At 70.9% G+C, this 22140-nt stretch carries 18 protein-coding genes; all 18 read left to right on the forward strand.

The features are described from left to right. Positions 1-390 precede the first annotated feature (390 nt). The 18 genes from ACFV6D_RS24795 (at position 391) to ACFV6D_RS24880 (ending at position 22009) form a co-directional block, all read left to right on the forward strand. Positions 391-750 carry an NADH-quinone oxidoreductase subunit A gene (locus tag ACFV6D_RS24795; RefSeq protein WP_030060100.1) on the forward strand — a complete coding sequence of 120 codons (360 nt, stop codon included), beginning with the start codon at positions 391-393 and terminating at the stop codon, positions 748-750. A gap of 100 nt (positions 751-850) precedes the next feature. Continuing rightward, positions 851-1405, forward strand: coding sequence for an NADH-quinone oxidoreductase subunit B family protein (locus ACFV6D_RS24800; RefSeq protein ID WP_063348147.1), 555 nt, complete (start codon positions 851-853; stop codon positions 1403-1405). Continuing rightward, positions 1402-2115 carry an NADH-quinone oxidoreductase subunit C gene (locus tag ACFV6D_RS24805; protein ID WP_063348146.1) on the forward strand — a complete coding sequence of 238 codons (714 nt, stop codon included), beginning with the start codon at positions 1402-1404 and terminating at the stop codon, positions 2113-2115. The genes ACFV6D_RS24800 and ACFV6D_RS24805 overlap by 4 nt, the downstream gene beginning before the upstream one ends. Then, positions 2115-3491: an NADH-quinone oxidoreductase subunit D gene (locus ACFV6D_RS24810; protein ID WP_063348145.1), complete on the forward strand. Its 1377-nt coding sequence runs from the start codon at positions 2115-2117 to the stop codon at positions 3489-3491. Before ACFV6D_RS24805 ends, ACFV6D_RS24810 begins: the two co-directional genes overlap by 1 nt. 17 nt (positions 3492-3508) lie before the next feature. Continuing rightward, positions 3509-4288 (forward strand): NADH-quinone oxidoreductase subunit NuoE, encoded by a 780-nt coding sequence (gene nuoE / locus ACFV6D_RS24815; RefSeq protein WP_079135683.1) that lies wholly within the window; start codon positions 3509-3511, stop codon positions 4286-4288. Continuing rightward, a complete protein-coding gene (gene nuoF, locus ACFV6D_RS24820) occupies positions 4288-5649 on the forward strand; it encodes an NADH-quinone oxidoreductase subunit NuoF (protein WP_363371709.1) in 1362 nt (453 codons plus the stop codon). The genes nuoE and nuoF overlap by 1 nt, the downstream gene beginning before the upstream one ends. After that, positions 5646-8180, forward strand: coding sequence for an NADH-quinone oxidoreductase subunit G (locus ACFV6D_RS24825; RefSeq protein WP_380561140.1), 2535 nt, complete (start codon positions 5646-5648; stop codon positions 8178-8180). The genes nuoF and ACFV6D_RS24825 overlap by 4 nt, the downstream gene beginning before the upstream one ends. After that, entirely contained in the window at positions 8177-9505 is a 1329-nt protein-coding gene (gene nuoH / locus ACFV6D_RS24830) for an NADH-quinone oxidoreductase subunit NuoH (RefSeq protein WP_380423201.1), read from the forward strand. Before ACFV6D_RS24825 ends, nuoH begins: the two co-directional genes overlap by 4 nt. A gap of 6 nt (positions 9506-9511) precedes the next feature. Then, entirely contained in the window at positions 9512-10114 is a 603-nt protein-coding gene (nuoI, locus tag ACFV6D_RS24835; RefSeq protein WP_363371702.1) for an NADH-quinone oxidoreductase subunit NuoI, read from the forward strand. Beyond that, complete coding sequence (locus ACFV6D_RS24840; protein WP_380423202.1) at positions 10111-11124, forward strand: NADH-quinone oxidoreductase subunit J; 1014 nt, start codon at positions 10111-10113, stop codon at positions 11122-11124. The genes nuoI and ACFV6D_RS24840 overlap by 4 nt, the downstream gene beginning before the upstream one ends. Continuing rightward, positions 11121-11420 (forward strand): NADH-quinone oxidoreductase subunit NuoK, encoded by a 300-nt coding sequence (gene nuoK, locus ACFV6D_RS24845; RefSeq protein WP_030060110.1) that lies wholly within the window; start codon positions 11121-11123, stop codon positions 11418-11420. The genes ACFV6D_RS24840 and nuoK overlap by 4 nt, the downstream gene beginning before the upstream one ends. Before the next feature lie 13 nt (positions 11421-11433). Beyond that, on the forward strand, positions 11434-13329 hold the full coding sequence (nuoL, locus tag ACFV6D_RS24850; RefSeq protein WP_380423203.1) for an NADH-quinone oxidoreductase subunit L: 1896 nt from the start codon (positions 11434-11436) through the stop codon (positions 13327-13329). Positions 13330-13363: 34 nt separating this feature from the next. Then, positions 13364-14998 carry an NADH-quinone oxidoreductase subunit M gene (locus tag ACFV6D_RS24855; protein WP_380423204.1) on the forward strand — a complete coding sequence of 545 codons (1635 nt, stop codon included), beginning with the start codon at positions 13364-13366 and terminating at the stop codon, positions 14996-14998. 11 nt (positions 14999-15009) lie between these two features. Beyond that, entirely contained in the window at positions 15010-16632 is a 1623-nt protein-coding gene (gene nuoN, locus ACFV6D_RS24860) for an NADH-quinone oxidoreductase subunit NuoN (protein WP_380423208.1), read from the forward strand. Positions 16633-16935: 303 nt separating this feature from the next. Continuing rightward, a complete protein-coding gene (locus ACFV6D_RS24865; RefSeq protein WP_063351191.1) occupies positions 16936-17946 on the forward strand; it encodes a polyprenyl synthetase family protein in 1011 nt (336 codons plus the stop codon). A gap of 115 nt (positions 17947-18061) precedes the next feature. After that, positions 18062-18724 (forward strand): response regulator transcription factor, encoded by a 663-nt coding sequence (locus ACFV6D_RS24870; protein ID WP_063348138.1) that lies wholly within the window; start codon positions 18062-18064, stop codon positions 18722-18724. A gap of 235 nt (positions 18725-18959) precedes the next feature. After that, positions 18960-20957, forward strand: a complete 1998-nt coding sequence (locus ACFV6D_RS24875) for a 2-oxoacid:acceptor oxidoreductase subunit alpha (protein ID WP_380561141.1) — start codon at positions 18960-18962, stop codon at positions 20955-20957. Next, positions 20954-22009, forward strand: coding sequence for a 2-oxoacid:ferredoxin oxidoreductase subunit beta (locus ACFV6D_RS24880; protein WP_380344876.1), 1056 nt, complete (start codon positions 20954-20956; stop codon positions 22007-22009). Before ACFV6D_RS24875 ends, ACFV6D_RS24880 begins: the two co-directional genes overlap by 4 nt. Positions 22010-22140 lie beyond the last annotated feature (131 nt).

A 22140-nucleotide genomic window follows, 5' to 3' on the forward strand; every position in this document is an offset into this window, starting at 1 on the left:
CCCCGCCACCCCTCAGAGTGAGCCGCTATAACACGTCAACATGGCGCCTCGAAATTTGCTCCCGTCGACGCATAGTTGATATAGGAGCGCGGCTCTGACCAGCCGCTTCACAAGTAAATGCGACTGGTTGTGACCATTTGACTTCTTTGTGTTGACAATTCTGGACATGTTCATATTCGGCACGATTCCCATCGTGGCGTAGATCACAAAGATGACGTTGAACTGCGTGTCGCAGATCACAAGCCGACGGGCATAGGATGCGCTCGTTCCAGGCTTTGTGAACTGCCTCACATGAGGTGGATCCCGGGAACCGGAACGCGGGTTCACCTCAGCGTGACCTGCCGGTTCCGATCTGCAGTCAAGGACGACTGGACGGAGGGAGCGGGGGCTATGAATGCCTACGCGCCGATCCTCGTACTCGGTGCCATCGCGGCGGCGTTCGCGGTCGGCTCCGTCGTGATGGCCTCACTCACCGGCCCCAAGCGCTACAACCGGGCCAAGTTGGAGGCGTACGAGTGCGGCATCGAGCCGACCCCGCAGCCCGTGGGCGGCGGTCGGTTCCCGATCAAGTACTACCTGACGGCGATGCTCTTCATCGTCTTCGACATCGAGATCGTCTTTCTCTATCCCTGGGCGGTGACCTTCGACGCCCTGGGGATCTTCGGGTTGGTCGAGATGCTCCTGTTCATCGCCACGGTCTTCGTCGCCTACGCCTACGTGTGGCGCCGCGGCGGCCTGGAGTGGGACTGAGCGCGGGGTGGCCGCCGCCTTTGTGAACGAGCGGACAAGCCCGAACGGGCCGAGGTACCACAGGACTTGAGGGCTTCTTGAGGGCATTGAGAGGGATCTGATGGGAATCGAGGAGAAGCTGCCGAGCGGCTTTCTGCTCACGACCGTGGAGACGGCCGCCGGTTGGGTGCGCAAGGCGTCACTCTTCCCGGCCACCTTCGGTCTGGCCTGCTGCGCGATCGAGATGATGACCACCGGCGCCGGCCGCTACGACCTGGCCCGGTTCGGCATGGAGGTGTTCCGGGGCTCCCCCCGGCAGGCCGATCTGATGATCGTGGCGGGTCGGGTGAGCCAGAAGATGGCCCCGGTGCTGCGCCAGGTGTACGACCAGATGGCCAACCCGAAGTGGGTCATCTCGATGGGCGTCTGCGCCTCCTCGGGCGGGATGTTCAACAACTACGCGATCGTGCAGGGCGTCGACCACATCGTCCCGGTGGACATCTACCTGCCCGGTTGCCCGCCCCGCCCGGAGATGCTGATGGACGCCATCCTGAAGCTGCACGACAAGATCCAGCACGAGCCGCTGGGCGCGAACCGGATCCGGGCCGAGGAGCTCGGCGAGGCGCTCGCCCTCAAGGCCACCCCGGTCAGCGAGATGCGGGGGCTGCTGCGATGAACGAGCAGGTACCCGAGACCCGTCGCGAGCACCCGGTCCGCGAGATCCCGGTCGAGGTGGTCGGCCGCCGGCAGGGCATGTTCGGCGCCCTGGGCAGCGGTGACACCTCCGGCTTCGGCGGCCTGGCCGCGCCGATCGTGCTGCCCGGCCCGAGCGAACGGCCGTACGGCGGCTGGTTCGACGAGGTCGCCGACGAGCTGGAGGGCGCCCTGGAGGAGCAGGGCCTGGACCCGGCCGAGGTGATCGAGAAGACCGTTGTCGACCGCGGCGAGCTCACCTTCCACATCGACCGCGCCCACCTGCTCCGGACCGCCCGCACCCTGCGCGACGACCCGGCGCTGCGTTTCGAGCTGTGCCTGGGCGTGAGCGGCGTGCACTACCCCGACGACAAGGGCCGCGAGCTGCACGCGGTCTACCACCTGCGGTCGATCACCCACGGACGGCTGATCCGGGTGGAGGTCACCGCGCCGGACGCCGACCCGCGCATCCCCTCCGTGGTGAGCGTCTACCCGACCAACGACTGGCACGAGCGCGAGGCCTACGACTTCTTCGGCCTGGTCTTCGACGGCCACCCGGCGCTCACCCGGATCATGATGCCGGACGACTGGCTGGGCCACCCGCAGCGCAAGGACTACCCGCTCGGCGGCATCCCCGTCGAGTACAAGGGCGCCCAGATCCCGGCTCCCGACCAGCGGAGGTCGTACAGCTGATGAGTACTCGGCACGACGAAGAGGCTCGGCACGACGAAGGGACTCGTCCCCACGAAGGAGCCGAGCAGGCAGAGGCCCGGGAGACCACCGAGGGCCGGGTCTTCACGGTCACCGGCGGCGACTGGGGCGAGGTGGTCGAGGCGGTCGGCCGGGCCGACGACGAGCGCATCATCGTCAACATGGGCCCCCAGCACCCGTCCACCCACGGCGTGCTGCGGCTGATCCTGGAGATCGACGGCGAGACGGTGAAGGAGGCCCGCTGCGGCATCGGCTACCTCCACACCGGCATCGAGAAGAACATGGAGTTCCGCAACTGGGTCCAGGGCACCACCTTCGTGACCCGGATGGACTACCTGACCCCGCTGTTCAACGAGACCGCGTACTGCCTGGCCGTCGAGAAGCTGCTCGGCATCACCGACGACATCCCGGACCGGGCCACCGTGATCCGGGTGCTGATGATGGAGCTCAACCGGATCGCCTCGCACCTGGTCTGCCTGGCCACCGGTGGCATGGAGATCGGCTCCACCACCCTGATGATCTACGGCTTCCGCGACCGCGAGCTGATCCTGGACGTCTTCGAGCTGGTCACCGGCCTGCGCATGAACCACGCGTACGTGCGCCCCGGCGGCCTCGCCCAGGACCTCCCGCCCGGCGCCGTCGACCAGATCCGCGAGTGCGTGAAGACCCTGCGCTCCCGGATGCACGAGTACGACAAACTCGCCACCGGGAACCCGGTGTTCAAGGCCCGCCTGGTCGACGTCGGTTTCCTCGATTTGCCCGGCTGCCTGGCCCTCGGCGCCACCGGCCCGATCCTGCGTGCCACCGGCCTGCCGCACGACCTGCGCAAGACCGACCCGTACTGCGGCTACCAGGACTACGACTTCGAGGTCGCGATCGCGGACAGCGCCGATTCCTACGGCCGCTTCCTGATCCGCCTGGAGGAGATGCGGCAGTCGCTGGGGATCGTCGAGCAGTGCCTGGACCGGCTGCGGCCGGGCCCGGTGATGGTGGCCGACAAGAAGATCGCCTGGCCCGCCCAACTCGCCGTCGGACCGGACGGGATGGGCAACTCGCTCGACCACATCCGCAAGATCATGGGCACCTCGATGGAGGCCCTGATCCACCACTTCAAGCTGGTCACCGAGGGCTTCCGGGTCCCGGTCGGCCAGGCGTACGCGGCGGTCGAGTCGCCCAAGGGCGAGCTGGGCGTGCACGTGGTCAGCGACGGCGGGACGCGCCCGTACCGGGTCCATTTCCGGGATCCGTCGTTCACCAATCTGCAGTCGATGGCGGCGATGTGCGAGGGCGGCCAGGTCGCCGACGTGATCGTCGCGGTGGCCGGGATCGACCCGGTGATGGGAGGCGTGGACCGGTGACAGACGTTCAGTTGGGGATGCCGGCGCTGCCGGCCACACCGTACCCCGAGGAGGTGCACGCCCGGCTGGCCGCCGACGCCGCGGAGCTGATCGGCCGCTACCCGCAGGCCCGGTCGGCGCTGCTGCCGCTGCTGCACCTGGTGCAGGCCGAGGAGGGCTTCGTCAGCCCGACCGGCATCCGGTTCTGCGCCGAGCAGTTGGACCTCACCACCGCCGAGGTGACCGCCGTCGCCACCTTCTACACCATGTACCGGCGGCGCCCGGCCGGGAAGTACCACGTCGGGGTCTGCACCAACACCCTGTGCGCGGTGCTCGGCGGCGACCAGATCTTCGACGAGCTCCAGCAGCACCTCGGCGTGCGCAACAACGAGACCACCGGGGACGGCGAGATCTCGATCGAGCACATCGAGTGCAACGCGGCCTGCGACTACGCGCCCGTGGTGATGGTCAACTGGGAGTTCTTCGACGACCAGACCCCGGAGAGCGCCAAGCGGCTGGTCGACGACCTGCGCGCGGGCCGGGAGGTCCGGCCGACCCGCGGCGCCCGGCTGTGCACCTTCAAGGAGTCCGCCCGGATCCTGGCGGGCTTCCCCGACGAGCGCCCGGGTGCCAACGACGAGTCCGGCGCGGGCGGCGCGCCCTCGCTGGCGGGCCTGCGCCTGGCCAAGGGCGAGGCGCTGCCCGGCACCGGCGGCACCAAGGTCGTCGCACCCCGCCACGAGGGCATCGGCCACGAGGGCGCCGGCTACGAGAGCACCGGCCACGAGGGCACCGGCCACGAAGGGACGGAAGCGTGATGACCGCCGCCGAGCCGGCCGAGAAGCTGCTCACCCCCGTCCTGTCCGCCTCCTGGGACGACGACCGGCCCTGGACGCTGGCCACCTACCGCCGCCACCACGGCTACGACGGCCTCAAGGCGGCCCTGGCGATGCCGCCGGACGACGTGATCGCCCTGGTGAAGGACTCCGGGCTGCGCGGTCGCGGCGGCGCCGGCTTCCCCACCGGGATGAAGTGGCAGTTCATCCCGCAGAACGACGGCAAGCCGCACTACCTGGTGGTCAACGCGGACGAGTCCGAGCCGGGCACCTGCAAGGACATCCCGCTGCTGTTCGCCAACCCGCACGCGCTGATCGAGGGCATGATCATCGCCTCCTACGCGATCCGCTGCGACCACGCGTTCATCTACCTGCGCGGCGAGGTCGTCCCGGTGCTGCGCCGCCTGCACGCGGCCGTCGCCGAGGCGTACCAGGCCGGGCTGCTCGGCCGGGACATCCTCGGCTCCGGCGTCGACCTCGACATCACCGTGCACGCCGGCGCCGGCGCCTACATCTGCGGCGAGGAGACGGCGCTGCTGGACTCGCTGGAGGGCCGCCGCGGCCAGCCCCGGCTGCGGCCGCCGTTCCCGGCGATCGCCGGCCTGTACGCCTGCCCGACGGTGGTCAACAACGTCGAGTCGATCGCCTCGGTGCCGCCGATCCTGGCCCGCGGCAAGGAGTGGTTCAAGGGCCTGGGCACCGAGAAGTCCCCCGGCTTCACGCTGTACTCGCTCTCCGGCCACGTCACCAACCCCGGCCAGTACGAGGCGCCGCTGGGCATCACGCTGCGCCAGCTGCTGGACATGAGCGGCGGCGTCCGCCCCGGGCACCGGCTCAAGTTCTGGACCCCGGGCGGCTCGTCCACCCCGATGTTCACCGACGAGCACCTGGACGTCCCGCTGGACTACGAGGGTGTCGGCGCGGCCGGCTCGATGCTCGGCACCAAGGCGCTGCAGGTCTTCGACGAGACCACCTGCGTGGTGCGGGCGGTCACCCGCTGGACCGAGTTCTACGCCCACGAGTCCTGCGGCAAGTGCACCCCCTGCCGCGAGGGCACCTACTGGCTGGTCCAGTTGCTCAAGCGGATCGAGGCGGGCGCGGGCGTCGAGGGGGACCTGGAGAAGCTCCTCGACATCGCCGACAACATCAACGGCAAGTCCTTCTGCGCACTGGGCGACGGCGCCGCGAGCCCGATCGTCTCCTCCCTCCAGCACTTCCGGGCCGAGTACGAGCAGCACCTGGCCGAGCGCCGCTGCCCGTTCGACCCGGCCGCCTCCACCGTCTGGGCCGACGGCCCCCGCCCCGGCCACCAGTCCGCCACCGAAAGGGAGGTGCACGCGTGACGATCACAGAGCCATCCACCTCCACGGGCGACAAGGCCGCGGTCGAGCTGGTCACGCTCACCATCGACGGCGTCGAAGTGCAGGTCCCCAAGGGGACGTTGGTGATCCGGGCCGCTGAACGGATCGGCACCCAGATCCCGCGCTTCTGCGACCACCCGCTGCTCGACCCGGCCGGAGCCTGCCGGCAGTGCATCGTCGAGATCGAGGGCCAGCGCAAGCCCGTCGCCTCCTGCACCATCCCGGTCGCCGAGGGCATGGTGGTGCGCACCCAGGTGAGTTCGCCGGTGGCCGAGAAGGCGCAGCGCGGCGTGATGGAGCTGCTGCTGATCAACCACCCGCTGGACTGCCCGGTCTGCGACAAGGGCGGCGAGTGCCCGCTGCAGAACCAGGCGATGTCCACGGGTGACGCCGACACCCGCTTCGAGGGGATGAAGCGCACCTACGAGAAGCCGATCCCGCTCAGCACCCAGGTGCTGCTGGACCGGGAGCGCTGCGTGCTGTGCGCGCGCTGCACCCGCTTCTCGCAGCAGATCGCCGGGGACCCGTTCATCGACCTGCTGGAACGCGGCGCGCTCCAGCAGGTCGGCACCGGGGACGACGAGCCGCTCGACTCGTACTTCTCCGGGAACACCATCCAGATCTGCCCGGTGGGCGCCCTGACGTCGGCGGCCTACCGTTTCCGCTCCCGCCCGTTCGACCTGGTCTCCTCGCCGAGCGTGTGCGAGCACTGCTCCGCGGGCTGCGCCCAGCGCACCGACCACCGGCGCGGCAAGGTGCTGCGCCGGCTGGCGGGCGAGGACCCGGCGGTCAACGAGGAGTGGAACTGCGACAAGGGCCGGTTCGCGTTCCGCTACGCCCAGCAGCGGGACCGGATCGCGACCCCGCTGGTGCGGGTGGACGGCGAGCTGGTGCCCGTCTCCTGGCCGGAGGCGCTGGCCCGGGCCGCCGAGGGACTGCGCGGCGTCCGCGCCGGGGTGCTGACCGGTGGCCGGGTGACCGTCGAGGACGCCTATGCGTACGGGAAGTTCGCGCGGGTGGTGCTCGGCACCAACGACGTGGACTTCCGGGCCCGCCCGCACAGCGGAGAGGAGGCGGACTTCCTGGCCGCCGCCGTCGCCGGGCGCGGGGTGGACGTGGACGGCGAGGGCCTCACCTACGAGCAGCTGGAGCAGGCTCCGGCGGTGCTGCTGGCGGGCTTCGAGCCGGAGGAGGAGTCGCCGATCGTCTTCCTGCGGCTGCGCAAGGCGAGCCGCGACCGGGGCCTGAAGGTGTACTCGGTGGCGGCGTTCGCCTCCCGGGGCCTGGCCAAGCTGCGTGGCGCGCTGCTGCCGGCGGCCCCGGGCACGGAGGCGGAGTGGTTCGCCGCGCTGGCCGCCGACGAGCCGCTGAACGACGAGGCCGGGCGGGCCGCCGAGCTGCTGCGCGGCCCGGGCGCGGTGATCCTGGTGGGCGAGCGGCTGGCCGCGGCCCCGGGCGCGCTGACGGCGGTGCTGCGGCTGGCGCACGCGACCGGCGCCCGGCTGGCGTGGGTGCCTCGCCGGGCGGGTGAGCGCGGTGCGGTCGAGGCGGGCCTGCTGCCGGGGCTGCTGCCCGGCGGCCGTCCGGTGGCGGCTCCGGCCGCCCGGGCGGAGGCCGCCGGGGTGTGGGGGGTGGCGGAGCTGCCGTCCGGGCCGGGCCGGGACACCGAGCAGATCCTGACGGCCGCGGCGCACGGTGAGCTGGACGCGCTGCTGGTCGGCGGCGTCGACCCGGACGACCTGCCGGATCCGGCGCTGGCCGACGCGGCGCTGGCGGCGGTGCCGTTCGTGGTGTCGCTGGAGCTGCGGCCCTCCGCGGTGACGGCGCGCGCGGACGTGGTGCTGCCGGTGGCGGCGGTGGCGGAGAAGGCCGGTGCCTTCCTGGACTGGGAGGGCCGGCTGCGGATGTTCGAGGCGGCGCTCAAGCCCGATCAGCAGATGGGCCGCCATCTGTACCCGGACCTGCGGGTGCTGACCATGCTGGCGGAGGCGCTGGGCCACCGCTTGGGTCTGCCGGACGTCCGGGCGGCCCGGCTGGAGCTGGACCACTTCACCCCGTGGGCGGGTGACCGGTCCGCGGACCCGGCCGCGCACCCCGGCGTGCTGCCCCGCCCGGCCACCGGCCAGGCGGTGCTGGCGGGTTGGCGCCAGCTGCTGGACAACGGCACGTTGCAGCAGGGCGATCCGCACCTGGCGGGCACCCGGCACCGGGCGGTGGCCCGGGTCTCGCCGGCCACCGCGAAGGAGATCGGCGCGAAGGACACCGGCGCCGAGGCGGGCGGGGCGCTGCGGCTGACCGGCCCGGCCGGCTCGCTGACCCTGCCGCTGGAGGTCACCGACTCGATCCCGGACCGCACGGTCTGGATCCCGCTCAACTCCACGCCGGGCGGTGCCCACCGCGCGCTCGGCACCACCGTCGGCCATCTGGTCACGATCGCCGTGGCCGCCCCCGAGCCGGCCGTCCGGGCCGAGGCCGCGGCGGGCGACGCGGGCACTGAAGGGGAGGAGCGATGACTCCGCAGCCGTACGAGACGCTCCACTTCTTCGGGCAGGACCCGTGGTGGATGGTGCTGCTGAAGGCGGTGTTCTGCTTCGGCTTCCTGGTCCTGACGGTGCTGATCGCGATCGTCTGGGAGCGCAAGGTGGTGGCCTGGATGCAGCTGCGCATCGGGCCGAACCGGCACGGGCCGTGGGGGATGCTGCAGTCCCTGGCGGACGGCGTGAAGCTGGCGCTCAAGGAAGACCTGGTGGTCAAGGGCGCGGACAAGGTGGTCTACATCCTGGCCCCGATCGTCTGCGCCGTCCCGGCGTTCATGGCCTTCGCGGTGATCCCGTTCGGGCCGGCCGGCAACGAGGTGTCGATCTTCGGCACCCGGACGGCGATGCAGCTGACCGACTTCCCGGTGGCGCTGCTGTACATCCTGGCGACGGCCTCGATCGGCATCTACGGCATCGTGCTGGCCGGCTGGTCGTCCGGTTCGACGTACCCGCTGCTGGGCGGGCTGCGCTCGGCCGCGCAGATGGTCAGCTACGAGATCGCGATGGGTCTGTCCTTCGCGGCGGTGTTCATCTACTCGGGGTCGATGTCGACCTCGGAGATCGTGGCGCACCAGCAGCCGACCTGGTTCGCGGCGCTGCTGCCGGTGTCGTTCATCGTGTACATCATCGCGATGGTGGGTGAGACCAACCGGGCGCCGTTCGACCTCCCGGAGGCCGAGGGCGAGCTGGTCGGCGGCTTCAACACCGAGTACTCCTCGCTGAAGTTCGCGATGTTCATGCTGGCCGAGTACGTCAACATGGTGACCGTCTCGGCGGTGGCCTCCACCCTGTTCCTGGGCGGCTGGCGGGCCCCGTGGCCGGTGTCGACCTTCTGGGAGGGCGCCAACCACGGCTGGTGGCCGATGCTGTGGATCACGCTGAAGATCCAGCTGCTGCTGTTCTTCTTCATCTGGCTGCGCGGCACGCTGCCCCGGTTCCGCTACGACCAGTTCATGAAGCTGGGCTGGAAGGTGCTGATCCCGGTCTCGCTGGTGTGGCTGGTGCTGATCGCGAGCGTGCGGGCGCTGCGCAACGAGGGCTACGGCTTCGGCGAGGTGGTGCTGTACGTCGGCGCGCCGGTCGGGGCGATCCTGCTGCTCGCCCTGCTGCGGGACTTCCTGAAGAAGGAACCCGAGCCCGAACCAACCCTGCCGAAGGGGGAGTTCGACCCGATGGCGGGCGGCTACCCGGTGCCCCCGCTGCCCGGGCAGGAGCTCCCGCCGGTGCCGCGCCGGCGCAGCCGGGCCCCGAAGCAACTCCAGGAAGCCCTCAACGGGGCCGACCATACCGAAGGGAGCTGAACCGAGATGTCGTCCGACCAGACGGAACGGGCCGAACGGCCCGACAAGCCGTCGATCCTCGGCCCGGCCGCCGGCTTCGGCGTGACCTTCAAGGCCATGTTCAAGAAGCGGCTCACCGAGCAGTACCCGGAGCAGAAGAAGCCCACCGCTCCGCGCTTCCACGGCCGCCACCAGCTGAACCGGCACCCGGACGGCCTGGAGAAGTGCATCGGCTGCGAGCTGTGCGCGTGGGCCTGTCCGGCCGACGCCATCTACGTGGAGGGCGCGGACAACCGGGAGGAGGAGCGCTACTCGCCGGGCGAGCGCTACGGCGCGGTCTACCAGATCAACTACGCCCGCTGCATCCTGTGCGGGCTGTGCATCGAGGCCTGTCCGACCCGCGCGCTCACCATGACCAACGAGTACGAGCTGGCCGACTCCTCGCGCCGGGACCTGATCTTCACCAAGGAGCAGCTGCTGGTCGGCCTGTCCGAGGGCATGGTGGACTCCCCGCACTCGATCTTCCCGGGCGCCGACGAGGGCGCGTACTACCGGGGCGAGATCACCGCGGCGGCGCCCGGGACGGTCCAGCAGGAGCGCACCGACCGGGAGCGGGAGGTCCAGCAGTGACCTCCCTCAACCTGGCCGCGACCGGGACGACCTCCGTCGGGGAGGCCGTCCAGTTCTGGGTGCTCGCGGTGCTCGCGGTCGGCGGCGCGCTCGGTATGGTGCTGATGCGCAAGGCCGTGCACAGCGCGCTGTGCCTGGCGGCCACGATGATGGCGCTGGCGGTCTGTTACATGGCGCAGGGCGCGGTGTTCCTGGGCGTGGTGCAGATCGTCGTGTACACCGGCGCGATCATGATGCTGTTCCTGTTCGTGGTGATGCTGGTCGGCGTCACCAGCGAGGACTCCCTGAAGGAGCAGCTGAAGGGCCAGCGGGTCGCCGCGGTGCTGTGCGGGCTGGGCTTCGGCGTGCTGCTGATCGCCGGGATCGCCAACGCGCGGCTGGACCACTTCACCGGCCTGTCCGAGGCGAACGCCGAGGGCAATGTACCGGGCCTGGCCCGGCTGATCTTCACCCGGTACGTGTGGGCGTTCGAGGTCACCGGCGCGCTGCTGATCACCGCGGCGATCGGTGCGATGGTGCTGACCCACCGCGAGCACGTGAAGGCGCCGAAGACGCAGCGCGAGCTGGCCGCCCAGCGGGTCGTGGACAACCTCCAGCTGCCGCCGCTGCCGGCGCCGGGCGTGTACGCGCGGCACAACGCGGTGGACGTTCCGGCGCTGCTGCCGGACGGCACGATCGCCGAGGACTCGGTGATGGCGACGCTGCGCGAGCGCGGCCAGGTCCGGGACGTCAGTCAGGAGATGCTGCGGCGGATGGCCGAGCTGGAGAACACCACGGCGGACTGGCTGGGCCGGCCGTCGTCCGAGCGGCCGGCGGTCTCCGGACCGCGCAAGTCGCTGGAGCCGGTGCCGGCGTCGGTGAACGGCAAGGACGGCAACGGCGGTCCGAACGGTCCGAACGGTCTGAACGTCAACGGCGGTCTGAATGCCAACGGCGGTCTGAACGCCAAGGACGGCCTTAACGGCAAGGACGGCCTGAACGGCCGCGCCGACGAGGGGGGAGCGGAGTGAACCCGGTCAACTACCTGTACCTCGCGGCCCTGTTGTTCACCATCGGCGCGGCCGGAGTGCTGATCCGGCGCAACGCGATCGTGCTGTTCATGTGCGTGGAGCTGATGCTGAACGCCTCGAACCTCGCCCTGGTGACCTTCTCCAGGCTGCACGGCACCCTGGACGGTCAGATCATCGCGTTCTTCACGATGGTGGTCGCGGCGGCCGAGGTCGTGGTCGGCCTCGCCATCATCGTCTCCATCTTCCGGACCAGGCACTCCGCTTCGGTCGACGACAGCAATCTGATGAAGCTGTAGGCGGAGGGCCTCGGTGAACTCTCTCATTCCGCTGCTGGTGGCGGCCCCGCTGGCCGGCGCCGCCCTGCTCCTGCTCGGCGGCCGCGCGCTGGACCGCTTCGGCCACTGGCTGGCCACCGCCCTCGCGGCGCTCTCGTTCGGCTTCGGCCTGGCGCTGTTCTGGGACATGCTGGGCCGCGAGGCCGAGCACCGGGCCGTCACCCAACACCTGTTCAGCTGGATCCCGGTGAACGGGTTCCAGGCCGACATGTCGTTCCGGCTCGACCAGTTGTCGATGACCTTCGTCCTGCTGATCACCGGTGTCGGCACGCTGATCCACCTGTACTCGGTGGGCTACATGGCGCACGACGAGCGCCGGCGCCGCTTCTTCGCGTACCTGAACCTGTTCCTGGCCGCCATGCTGCTGCTGGTGGTCGCCGACAACTACCTGCTGCTGTACTTCGGTTGGGAGGGCGTGGGCCTCGCCTCGTACCTGCTGATCGGTTTCTGGCAGCACAAGCCGAGCGCGGCGACGGCGGCGAAGAAGGCGTTCATCGTCAACCGGGTCGGTGACCTGGGCCTGTCGATCGCGATCATGCTGATGTTCACCGAGTTCGGCTCCTTCGCCTTCCAACCGGTCTTCGGTGGGGCGGCGCAGGCGAGCGAGGGCAAGCTGACGGCGATCGGCCTGATGCTGCTGCTGGCGGCCTGCGGCAAGTCGGCGCAGGTGCCGCTGCAGTCCTGGCTGGGCGACGCGATGGAGGGCCCGACCCCGGTGTCGGCGCTGATCCACGCGGCCACCATGGTGACCGCCGGCGTCTACCTGATCACCCGCTCGTCGGCGATCTTCGACCTGGCGCCGGACGCGCAGACCGCCGTGGTGGTGGTCGGCGCGGTCACGCTGCTGTTCGGTGCGATCGTCGGTTGCGCGAAGGACGACATCAAGAAGGCGCTGGCCGGGTCGACGATGTCGCAGATCGGCTACATGGTGCTGGCGGCCGGGCTCGGCCCGATCGGCTACGCCTTCGCGATCATGCACCTGGTGACGCACGGCTTCTTCAAGGCCGGGCTGTTCCTCGGCGCCGGGTCGGTCATGCACGGCATGAACGACGAGGTGAACATGCGTCACTACGGCGGCCTACGCAAGTTCATGCCGGTCACCTTCGTCACCTTCGGCCTCGGCTACCTGGCGATCATCGGCTTCCCCGGTCTGTCCGGCTTCTTCTCCAAGGACAAGATCATCGAGGCGGCCTTCGCCAAGGGCGGCACCGAGGGCTGGATCCTCGGCCTGTGCGCGCTGACCGGCGCCGCCGTCACCGCGTTCTACATGACCCGGGTGATGCTGCTGACCTTCTTCGGAGAGAAGCGCTGGCAGCCGGACGCCGACGGCAACGCCCCGCACCCGCACGAGTCCCCGAAGACCATGACCATCCCGATGGTCCTGCTGGCCTTCGGCTCGGTCTTCGCGGGCGGGCTGTTCGCCTTCAACGACTCGTTCCTGACCTGGCTGGAGCCCGTCACCGGACACTCCGAGGGCAACTCGCCGCTCGCCCCGCTGGTGGTCACCGTGCTCACCACGGCCTGCATGCTGGCCGGCGTCCTCGTCTCGTACCTGATGTACGGGCGCTCCGCCGTCCCCGTGGTGGCGCCGGTCGGCTCCCCGCTCACCCGGGCCGCCCGCCGCGACCTGCTCCAGGACGACTTCAACCACGCCGTCCTGGTCCGCCCGGGCTCGGCGCTCACCGCGACGCTGGTCTACTTCGACAGCCGCGGCCTGGACGGCTTCGTCAACGGCCTGGCCGCCACCATCGGCGGGGTGTCCAGTCGGCTGCGGCGGATCCAGAACGGCTTCGTCCGCTCGTACGCGCTCTCCATGTTCGGCGGCACGCTGGTGCTGGTCGCCACGACTCTCCTGATGAGGTCCGTCTGATGACTCGCGCAGATTCCACGTGGGGGGTGCGGCCATGAGCGCGTTGTTGACCGCCACCTGTGCCGTCCCGGCGGCCGGCGCGGTGCTGACCGCCGCGCTGCCCGCCGGGTCGACCGAGCGCCGCCGCTCGACCACCAAGGCCGTCGCCCTGGGCGTCTCGGCCGTCACCCTGGTGCTGGCCGCCGTGGTGGCGACCCGCTTCGACCCGCACGGCGACCGCTACCAGCTGACCGAGTCGTACAGCTGGATCCGCTCCTTCGGCATCACCTTCTCGCTCGGCGTGGACGGCATCGGCGCTGTCCTCGCCCTGCTCACCGCCGTCCTGGTGCCGGTGGTGATGCTGGCCTCCTGGCACGACGCCGACCCGGGGCCGGCCGGCCCCGACGGCACCTTCGCCCCCGACACTTTTGAGGGCAGGCGCCGCACCCAGGGCTTCTTCGCCCTGATCCTGGCGGTGGAGGCGATGGTGGTCGTCTCCTTCTACGCCACCGACGTCTTCCTCTTCTACGTGTTCTTCGAAGCCATGCTGATCCCGATGTACTTCCTGATCGGCGGCTTCGGCGACCGGGCCGGCGGCCCCGACGCGGCGCGCCAGCGCTCGTACGCGGCCGTGAAGTTCCTGCTCTACAACCTGCTCGGCGGCCTGGTGATGCTGGCCGCCGTGATCGGCCTGTACGTGATCGCGCAGGACCAGGGCTTCGGCACCTTCGACCTCCAGACCCTCACCTCGGCGATCGCCGACGGCAAGCTGCAGCTGTCCGGCACCGCCGAGAAGGCGCTGTTCCTGGGCTTCTTTTTCGCCTTCGCGGTGAAGGCCCCGCTGTGGCCGCTGCACACCTGGCTGCCGAACGCGATGGGCGAGGCCACCGCCGGCACCGCCGTGCTGATCACCGCCGTGGTGGACAAGGTCGGCACCTTCGCGATGCTGCGCTTCTGCCTCGGGCTGTTCCCGCACGCCTCGAAGACCTTCGCCCCGGCGATCCTGGTCCTGTCGGTGATCGGGATCATCTACGGCGCGCTGCTGGCGGTCGGCCAGAAGGACATCAAGCGGCTGGTCGCCTACGCGTCGATCTCGCACTTCGGCTTCATCATCATGGGCATCTTCGCGCTGACCAGCCAGGGCCAGAGCGGCGCCACCCTCTACATGGTCAACCACGGCATCTCCACCGCCGCGTGGATGCTGGTGGCGGGCTTCCTGATCTCCCGTCGCGGTTCGCGGCTGATCGCCGACTACGGCGGGGTGCAGAAGGTCGCGCCGGTGCTCGCCGGGACGTTCCTGGTCGGCGGTCTGGCGACCCTGTCGCTGCCCGGGCTGGCCCCGTTCGTCAGTGAGTTCCTGGTGCTGGTGGGCACGTTCACCCGCTATCCGGCGATCGGCATCGTGGCGACCTTCGGCATCGTGCTGGCCGCGCTGTACGCCCTGCTGCTGTACCAGCGCACCATGACCGGCCCGGTGAAGGCCGGCGTCGGCGGGATGCCCGACCTCAAGGTCCGCGAACTGGCCGTGGTCGCCCCGCTGGTGGCGCTGACCATCCTGCTCGGCGTCTACCCCAAGCCGCTCACCGACCTGGTCAACCCCTCGGTGAACGCGACGCTCTCGCAGGTCCACGAGACCGACCCGGCGCCGGCCCACCCGGTCGCCGCCACCTCAGGAGGTGAGCAGAAGTGAGCACCACCGGCATGCTCGCCGCCGCCGGCGGCAACACCGCCAGCATCCCGGCGCCGCACCTGGAGTACGGCCAGCTCTCCCCGATGCTGGTGGTGTTCGGCGCCGCCGTGGCCGGCATCCTGGTGGAGGCCTTCGTGCCCCGCCGGTACCGGCACTGGACGCAGGTGTCGCTCGCCCTGGCCGGGCTGATCGGCTCCTTCGTCGCCGTGGTGGTGCTGGCCTCCCAGGGCTTCGGCTCCACCCGGGTCGACCTGCTGGCCATGGAGTCGGTCGCGCTGGACGGCCCGGCGCTGTTCCTGCAAGGCGTGATCCTGCTGGTCGCCGTCGTCGCGGTGCTCACCTACGCCGAACGGAAGCTGGAGCCCACGGTGGGCGGCCTGCCCGCCGACGCCTTCGCGGCCCAGGCCGCCGCCACCCCCGGCGGCGAGCAGGAGCGGGCCGCGGTCCGGGCGGGCTTCGCCACCAGCGAGGTCTTCCCGCTCACCATGTTCGCGGTCGGCGGGATGCTGCTGTTCCCCGCGGCCAACGACCTGCTGACGATGTTCGTGGCGCTGGAGGTCTTCTCCCTCCCGCTGTACCTGCTCTGCGCGCTGGCCCGGCGCCGCCGGCTGCTCTCCCAGGAGGCGGCCGTCAAGTACTTCCTGCTGGGCGCCTTCGCCTCGGCGTTCTTCCTGTTCGGCACCGCGCTGCTGTACGGCTACGCGGGCAGCGTGAAGCTCGGCGACATCTCGGACGTGATCTCCGGCAAGGCGATGACCACCCCGGCGCAGCTGAGCAGCACCCAGAGTGACGCGCTGCTGCTGATCGGCCTGGCGATGCTCGCGGTCGGCCTGCTGTTCAAGGTCGGCGCGGTGCCGTTCCACTCCTGGACCCCGGACGTGTACCAGGGCGCGCCGACCCCGGTGACCGGTTTCATGGCGGCGGCGACGAAGGTCGCGGCCTTCGGGGCGTTCCTGCGGCTGTTCTACGTGGCCTTCCCGGGCCTGCGGCTGGACTGGCGGCCGGTGCTGTGGGGGGTGGCGATCCTCACCATGGTGGTGGGCGCGGTGCTGGCGGTCACCCAGCAGGACGTCAAGCGGCTGTTGGCGTACTCCTCGATCGCGCACGCCGGGTTCATCCTCACGGGCGTGATCGCCACCAACAAGCAGGGCCTGTCCTCGGTGCTGTTCTACCTGCTGTCGTACTCCTTCGTGACGCTCGGCGCGTTCGCCGTGGTCACCCTGGTGCGCGACTCCAAGGGCGAGGCGACCCACCTGTCCAGCTGGGCCGGGCTGGGCCGGCGCTCGCCGCTGGTGGCGGCGGTGTTCGCGCTGTTCCTGCTGGCCTTCGCCGGGATCCCGCTGACCTCCGGGTTCACCGGGAAGTTCGCGGTGTTCCAGGCGGCGGCGGCCGGCGGGGCGACGCCGCTGGTGATCGTGGGTGTGCTGAGCTCGGCGGTGGCCGCGTTCTTCTACATCCGGGTCATCGTGCTGATGTTCTTCTCCGACCCGAAGCCGGGCGGCCCGACGGTGGCGATCCCGAGCGCCTTCACGGCGACCGCGATCGGGGTGGGGGTGCTGGTCACGCTGGGTCTCGGCCTGCTGCCGCAGTACTTCCTGGACCTGGCGTCGAAGGCCGCGCTGTTCGTCCGCTGACCGCTGCCGGGGCGGCGCCGCCGCCCCGGGCCCGTCCGGGCCGCGCCCTCGGCGCGCGGTCCGGACGCGCGTTTGCCGCCGGCCTGCCGGCGCAGGGGCTCCGGCCCGTGTTTTCCAGCTGAATTCGCCCCCACCGCAGTACTGCCCCCACAGCCGCCCTGACCAGGGCATCCGGCCCGATCATGACAGGATCCGCACGCCCGTGCAGTGATCCACTCGTGACCGGATACCCTGCCTGTATGGCCAGCGGCGGCACTCAGGGACCAGGCCGCTAGATCGACCAGGGACAGAGGAGTGGTCTTCGTGACCGTCGTGGGACCCTTCGGGCTCAGCGTGCAGGACCGCGACCTGACCCGGGACGTTCAGGCCGGACTGGACGCGGTGGAGACGGCTCTCGCCGAGGCCGTCAAGAGCGACGTCCCGTTCATCACCATCACCGCCAGTCACCTCATCGAGGCCGGCGGCAAGCGCTTCCGCCCGCTGCTGCTGCTGCTGGCGGCGCAGTTCGGCGACCCGGGGGCGCCCGGGGTGGTGCCGGCCGCCGTCGTCGTCGAGCTCACCCACCTGGCGACCCTGTACCACGACGACGTCATGGACGAGGCCCCGGTGCGCCGCGGCGCCCCCAGCGCCAACTCCCGCTGGGACAACTCGGTGGCCATCCTCACCGGCGACTTCCTATTCTCCCGCGCCTCCCAGGTGCTCGCCGACCTCGGCCCCGAGGCGGTGCGGATGCAGGCCGACGCCTTCGAGCGGCTGGTCACCGGCCAGATCCTGGAGACCCGGGGCCCCGGCCCGGACGGCGACCCGCTGCTGCACTACCTCGACGTGCTGGCCGGCAAGACCGGTTCGCTGATCGCGGTCTCCTGCCGGATAGGAGCACTGATGGCCGGCGCCGAGTCGTGGATGGTGGACACCCTCAGCGAGTTCGGCGAGCGGATCGGCATCGCCTTCCAGCTGGCCGACGACGTGCTGGACATCGCCAGCGACGGCCAGGAGTCCGGCAAGACGCCCGGCACCGACCTGCGCGAGGGCGTGCCGACCCTGCCGACCCTGCTGCTGGAGCAGATGCCGGCCGACCCCGCCGACCCGGCCGACACCCGGCTGCGCGAACTGCTCACCCTGGACCTCGCCGACGACGAACTGCACGCCGAGGCGCTGCGGCTGCTGCGCCGCCACCCCGCGCTGGAGCGCGCCCGCCGGGAGACGCTGCGCCAGGCCGAGGACGCCCGGGCGCTGCTCGCCCCGCTGCCGGACTGCGCGGCGAAGGCGGCCCTGGAGGGGCTCTGCGACGCGGTGGCGATCCGGACCATGTGACCGGGGCGCGGCGGGCGGCAGCCCCCGGCCGGCGGATCCGCGGACGGCGGGTCGGGTGGTTGCCCGGATGGGGGAGACTGGCCTCTGTCAGCTCAGCCCTGCCGGGAAGGTCACCATGCGCCGTGTCGTCATAGCCGAGGACTCCGTACTGCTGCGGGAGGGCCTGACCCGGCTGCTCACCGACCGGGGCCTGGAGGTCGTGGCGGGTGTCGGGGACGGCGCCGCGCTGGTGAAGACCATCCACGACCTGGCCGCGGCCGGGCAGCTGCCGGACGTCGTGGTCTCCGACGTGCGGATGCCGCCGAGCCACACCGACGAGGGCCTGCGCGCCTGCGTCGAGCTGCGCGGCCGCTACCCGGAGCTGAACGTGCTGGTGCTGTCGCAGTTCGTGGAGGAGCGGTACGCCTCCGAGCTGCTGGCGGGTTCGACCCGGGGCGTCGGCTACCTGCTGAAGGACCGGGTCGCGGAGGTGCGCGAGTTCGCGGACGCGGTGGTCCGGGTCGCCGACGGCGGCACCGCGCTGGACCCGGAGGTGGTGCAGCAACTCCTCAGCCGCAGCCGCAAGGGCGATGTGCTGGCCAACCTCACCCCGCGCGAGCGGGAGGTGCTCGGGCTGATGGCGGAGGGCCGCACCAACAGCGCGGTGGCCAAGCAGCTGGTGGTCTCGGACGGCGCGGTGGAGAAGCACGTCAGCAACATCTTCCTGAAGCTGGGCCTGGCGCAGAGCCCGGAGGACCACCGCCGGGTGCTGGCGGTGCTCACCTACCTCAACTCGTAGCCGGCCGGGCGGCTCGGAGGCAGGGGCCGGGGGAGCGGCCGTCGGACGCGGAATGATCTCCGGCGGTCGGACGTTGTACCCCGTGTGCGGTTCGGGCGCGGGCCGGTGTTTTCCCGCCGCACGTGGGAGTTCCGTCCGGGATCAAGTGCCCGCGCATAGGATGCGGGAGGTGCACCAAGCGGACGGGGCACGGGGCCGCGCCCGCGGTGGTGTGCCCTCGAGGAGGTCCGCGGCAGTGACCAGTCAGGTCGATCAGTCAGAGGCAGTGGACGGCTCGGACGGCGACGGTGGTCGTTCCGGGAGTGGTGACGGACGCCCCGGTGCGGCCGTGCCCGCCGATCCAACGGCCCCGGGAGGTTCGCCGCCGAGGCACGGCAAGCCGATTCGCCGACTCGACCGGGTGATCATCCGTTTCGCCGGCGACTCGGGTGACGGCATGCAGCTCACCGGTGACCGGTTCACCTCGGAGACGGCGTCGTTCGGCAACGACCTCTCCACGCTGCCGAACTTCCCGGCCGAGATCCGGGCGCCCGCCGGGACGCTGCCGGGCGTGTCGAGCTTCCAACTGCACTTCGCGGACCACGACATCCTCACCCCGGGGGACGCGCCGAACGTGCTGGTGGCGATGAACCCGGCGGCGCTGAAGGCGAACCTGGAGGACCTGCCGCGCGGCGCGCAGATCATCGTCAACACGGACGAGTTCACCAAGCGCGCGCTGGCGAAGGTCGGTTACGCGGCGGATCCGCTGGCCGACGGCTCGCTGGAGGGCTACCACCTGCACAAGGTGCCGCTGACGACGCTGACCCTGGAGGCGTTGAAGGACAGCGGGCTGGCGCGCAAGGACGCCGAGCGGGCCAAGAACATGTTCGCGCTGGGGCTGCTGTCCTGGATGTACCACCGCCCCACCCGCGGGACGGAGACCTTCCTGCGCAGCAAGTTCGCGAAGAAGCCGCAGATCGCCGAGGCGAACATCAGCGCGTTCAAGGCGGGTTGGAACTTCGGCGAGACCACGGAGACCTTCGCGGTCTCCTACGAGGTGCCGCCGGCCAAGCTCCCGGCCGGGCGCTACCGCAACATCTCGGGGAACCTGGCGCTCTCCTACGGCCTGATCGCCGCCGCGCAGCGCTCCGGGCTGCCGCTGTACCTGGGCTCGTACCCGATCACGCCGGCCTCGGACATCCTGCACGAGCTGAGCCGGCACAAGAACTTCGGGGTCCGCACCTTCCAGGCCGAGGACGAGATCGCCGGGATCGGCGCCGCGCTCGGCGCGTCCTTCGGCGGCGCGCTCGGCGTGACGACGACCTCGGGCCCCGGGGTGGCGCTGAAGAGCGAGACGATCGGCCTGGCGGTGTCGCTGGAACTGCCGCTGCTGGTCGTGGACATCCAGCGCGGCGGCCCCTCCACCGGCCTGCCGACCAAGACGGAGCAGGCGGACCTGCTGCAGGCGATGTTCGGGCGCAACGGCGAGGCGCCGGTGCCGATCGTCGCCCCGGCGACGCCGGCCGAGTGCTTCGACGCGGCGCTGGAGGCGGCGCGGATCGCGGTGACGTACCGGACGCCGGTGTTCCTGCTCTCGGACGGCTACCTGGCGAACGGCTCGGAGCCGTGGCGGATCCCGGAGGTGGACGAACTCCCGCTGATCAGCCCGGACTTCGCGACCGGTCCGAACCGCGAGGACGGCTCGTTCTGGCCCTACCTGCGGGATCCGAAGACCCTGGCCAGGCCGTGGGCGCTGCCCGGCACGCCGGGGCTGGAGCACCGGATCGGCGGGATCGAGAAGCAGGACGGGACGGGGAACATCTCCTACGACCCGGCGAACCACGACTTCATGGTCCGCACCCGGCAGGCGAAGATCGACGGGATCGCCGTCCCCGACGTGGAGGTCGACGACCCGAGCGGCGAGGCGCGGGTGCTGGTGCTCGGCTGGGGTTCGACGTACGGGCCGATCACCGCGGCCGTGCGGCGGGTGCGGGCGGACGGCGGGGAGGTCGCCCAGGCGCACCTGCGCCACCTGAACCCCTTCCCGGCCAACCTGGGTGCGGTGCTCAGGAGTTACGAGAAGGTCGTCGTGCCGGAGATGAACCTCGGCCAGCTCGCGCTGCTGTTGCGGGCGAAGTACCTGGTGGACGCGGAGTCCTACAACCAGGTGCGTGGACTGCCGTTCAAGGCGGCACAGTTGGCTGACGTGCTGTCGGCGGCGATCGGCACCCTGGACGAGGAGGACCACCGATGAGCGAGAACGGCTTCCCCTCCCTGCGCCTGGTGCCCAAGGCCGAAGAACCGCAGAGCGCACGGGACTTCAAGACCGACCAGGAGGTGCGCTGGTGCCCCGGCTGCGGGGACTACGCCGTCCTGGCGGCGGTGCAGGGCTTCATGCCGGAGCTCGGCATCAAGCGCGAGAACACCGTGTTCGTCTCCGGGATCGGCTGTTCCTCGCGCTTCCCGTACTACATGAACACCTACGGGGTGCACTCGATCCACGGGCGCGCGCCGGCGATCGCGACCGGGCTGGCGTCCGCGCGGCAGGACCTGAGCGTGTGGGTGGTGACCGGGGACGGCGACGCGCTGTCCATCGGCGGCAACCACCTGATCCACGCGCTGCGGCGCAACGTCAATCTGAAGATCCTGCTGTTCAACAACCGGATCTACGGCCTGACCAAGGGCCAGTACTCGCCGACCAGCGAGCTGGGCAAGATCACCAAGTCGACGCCGATGGGCTCGCTGGACGCGCCGTTCAACCCGCTCTCGCTGGCGATCGGCGCCGAGGCGTCCTTCGTCGCCCGGACGATCGACTCGGACCGCCAGCACCTGCAGTCGGTGCTGCGGGCGGCGGCCGCGCACGAGGGCACCGCGCTGGTGGAGATCTACCAGAACTGCAACATCTTCAACGACGGTGCGTTCGAGGCCTTGAAGCAGCCCGGCACCCGGGACGAGGCGCTGATCCGGCTGGAGCACGGCCAGCCGATCCGCTTCGGCGCGGACCTGGCCGGCGGCGTGTTCCGCGGCCCGGACGGCGAGCTGTTCACCGCCCCGGTGACGGCGGACAACGAGGCGCAGGTGCTGGTCCACGACGCGCACGCGGCCAACCCGACGGCGGCCTTCGCGCTGTCCCGGATCGCCGACGCCGACACCCTGCACCACACCCCGATCGGTGTCCTGCGCGATGTGCGGCGGCCTGTCTACGACGAGCTGATGGCGGGGCAGTTGGCGGCCGCGCAGGCCGATCGCGGGCCGGGCGACCTGGCCGCGCTGCTGGCGGGCGGCGACACCTGGACGGTGGACTGACCGGTCCGGCCTGGTCCGGTCACCGCGGCGGGGGGGGCGGGAGCCGCGCCCCCCGGAGCCGGGCGGGGGGTGGAGGGGGCGGGGGGGGGGCGGCCTGGGGGGGGGTGGGTGGCGGGAGCAAGCACAGTCTC

It is taken from the genome of Kitasatospora sp. NPDC059812 (assembly GCF_042732075.1).
Classification (GTDB): domain Bacteria; phylum Actinomycetota; class Actinomycetes; order Streptomycetales; family Streptomycetaceae; genus Kitasatospora.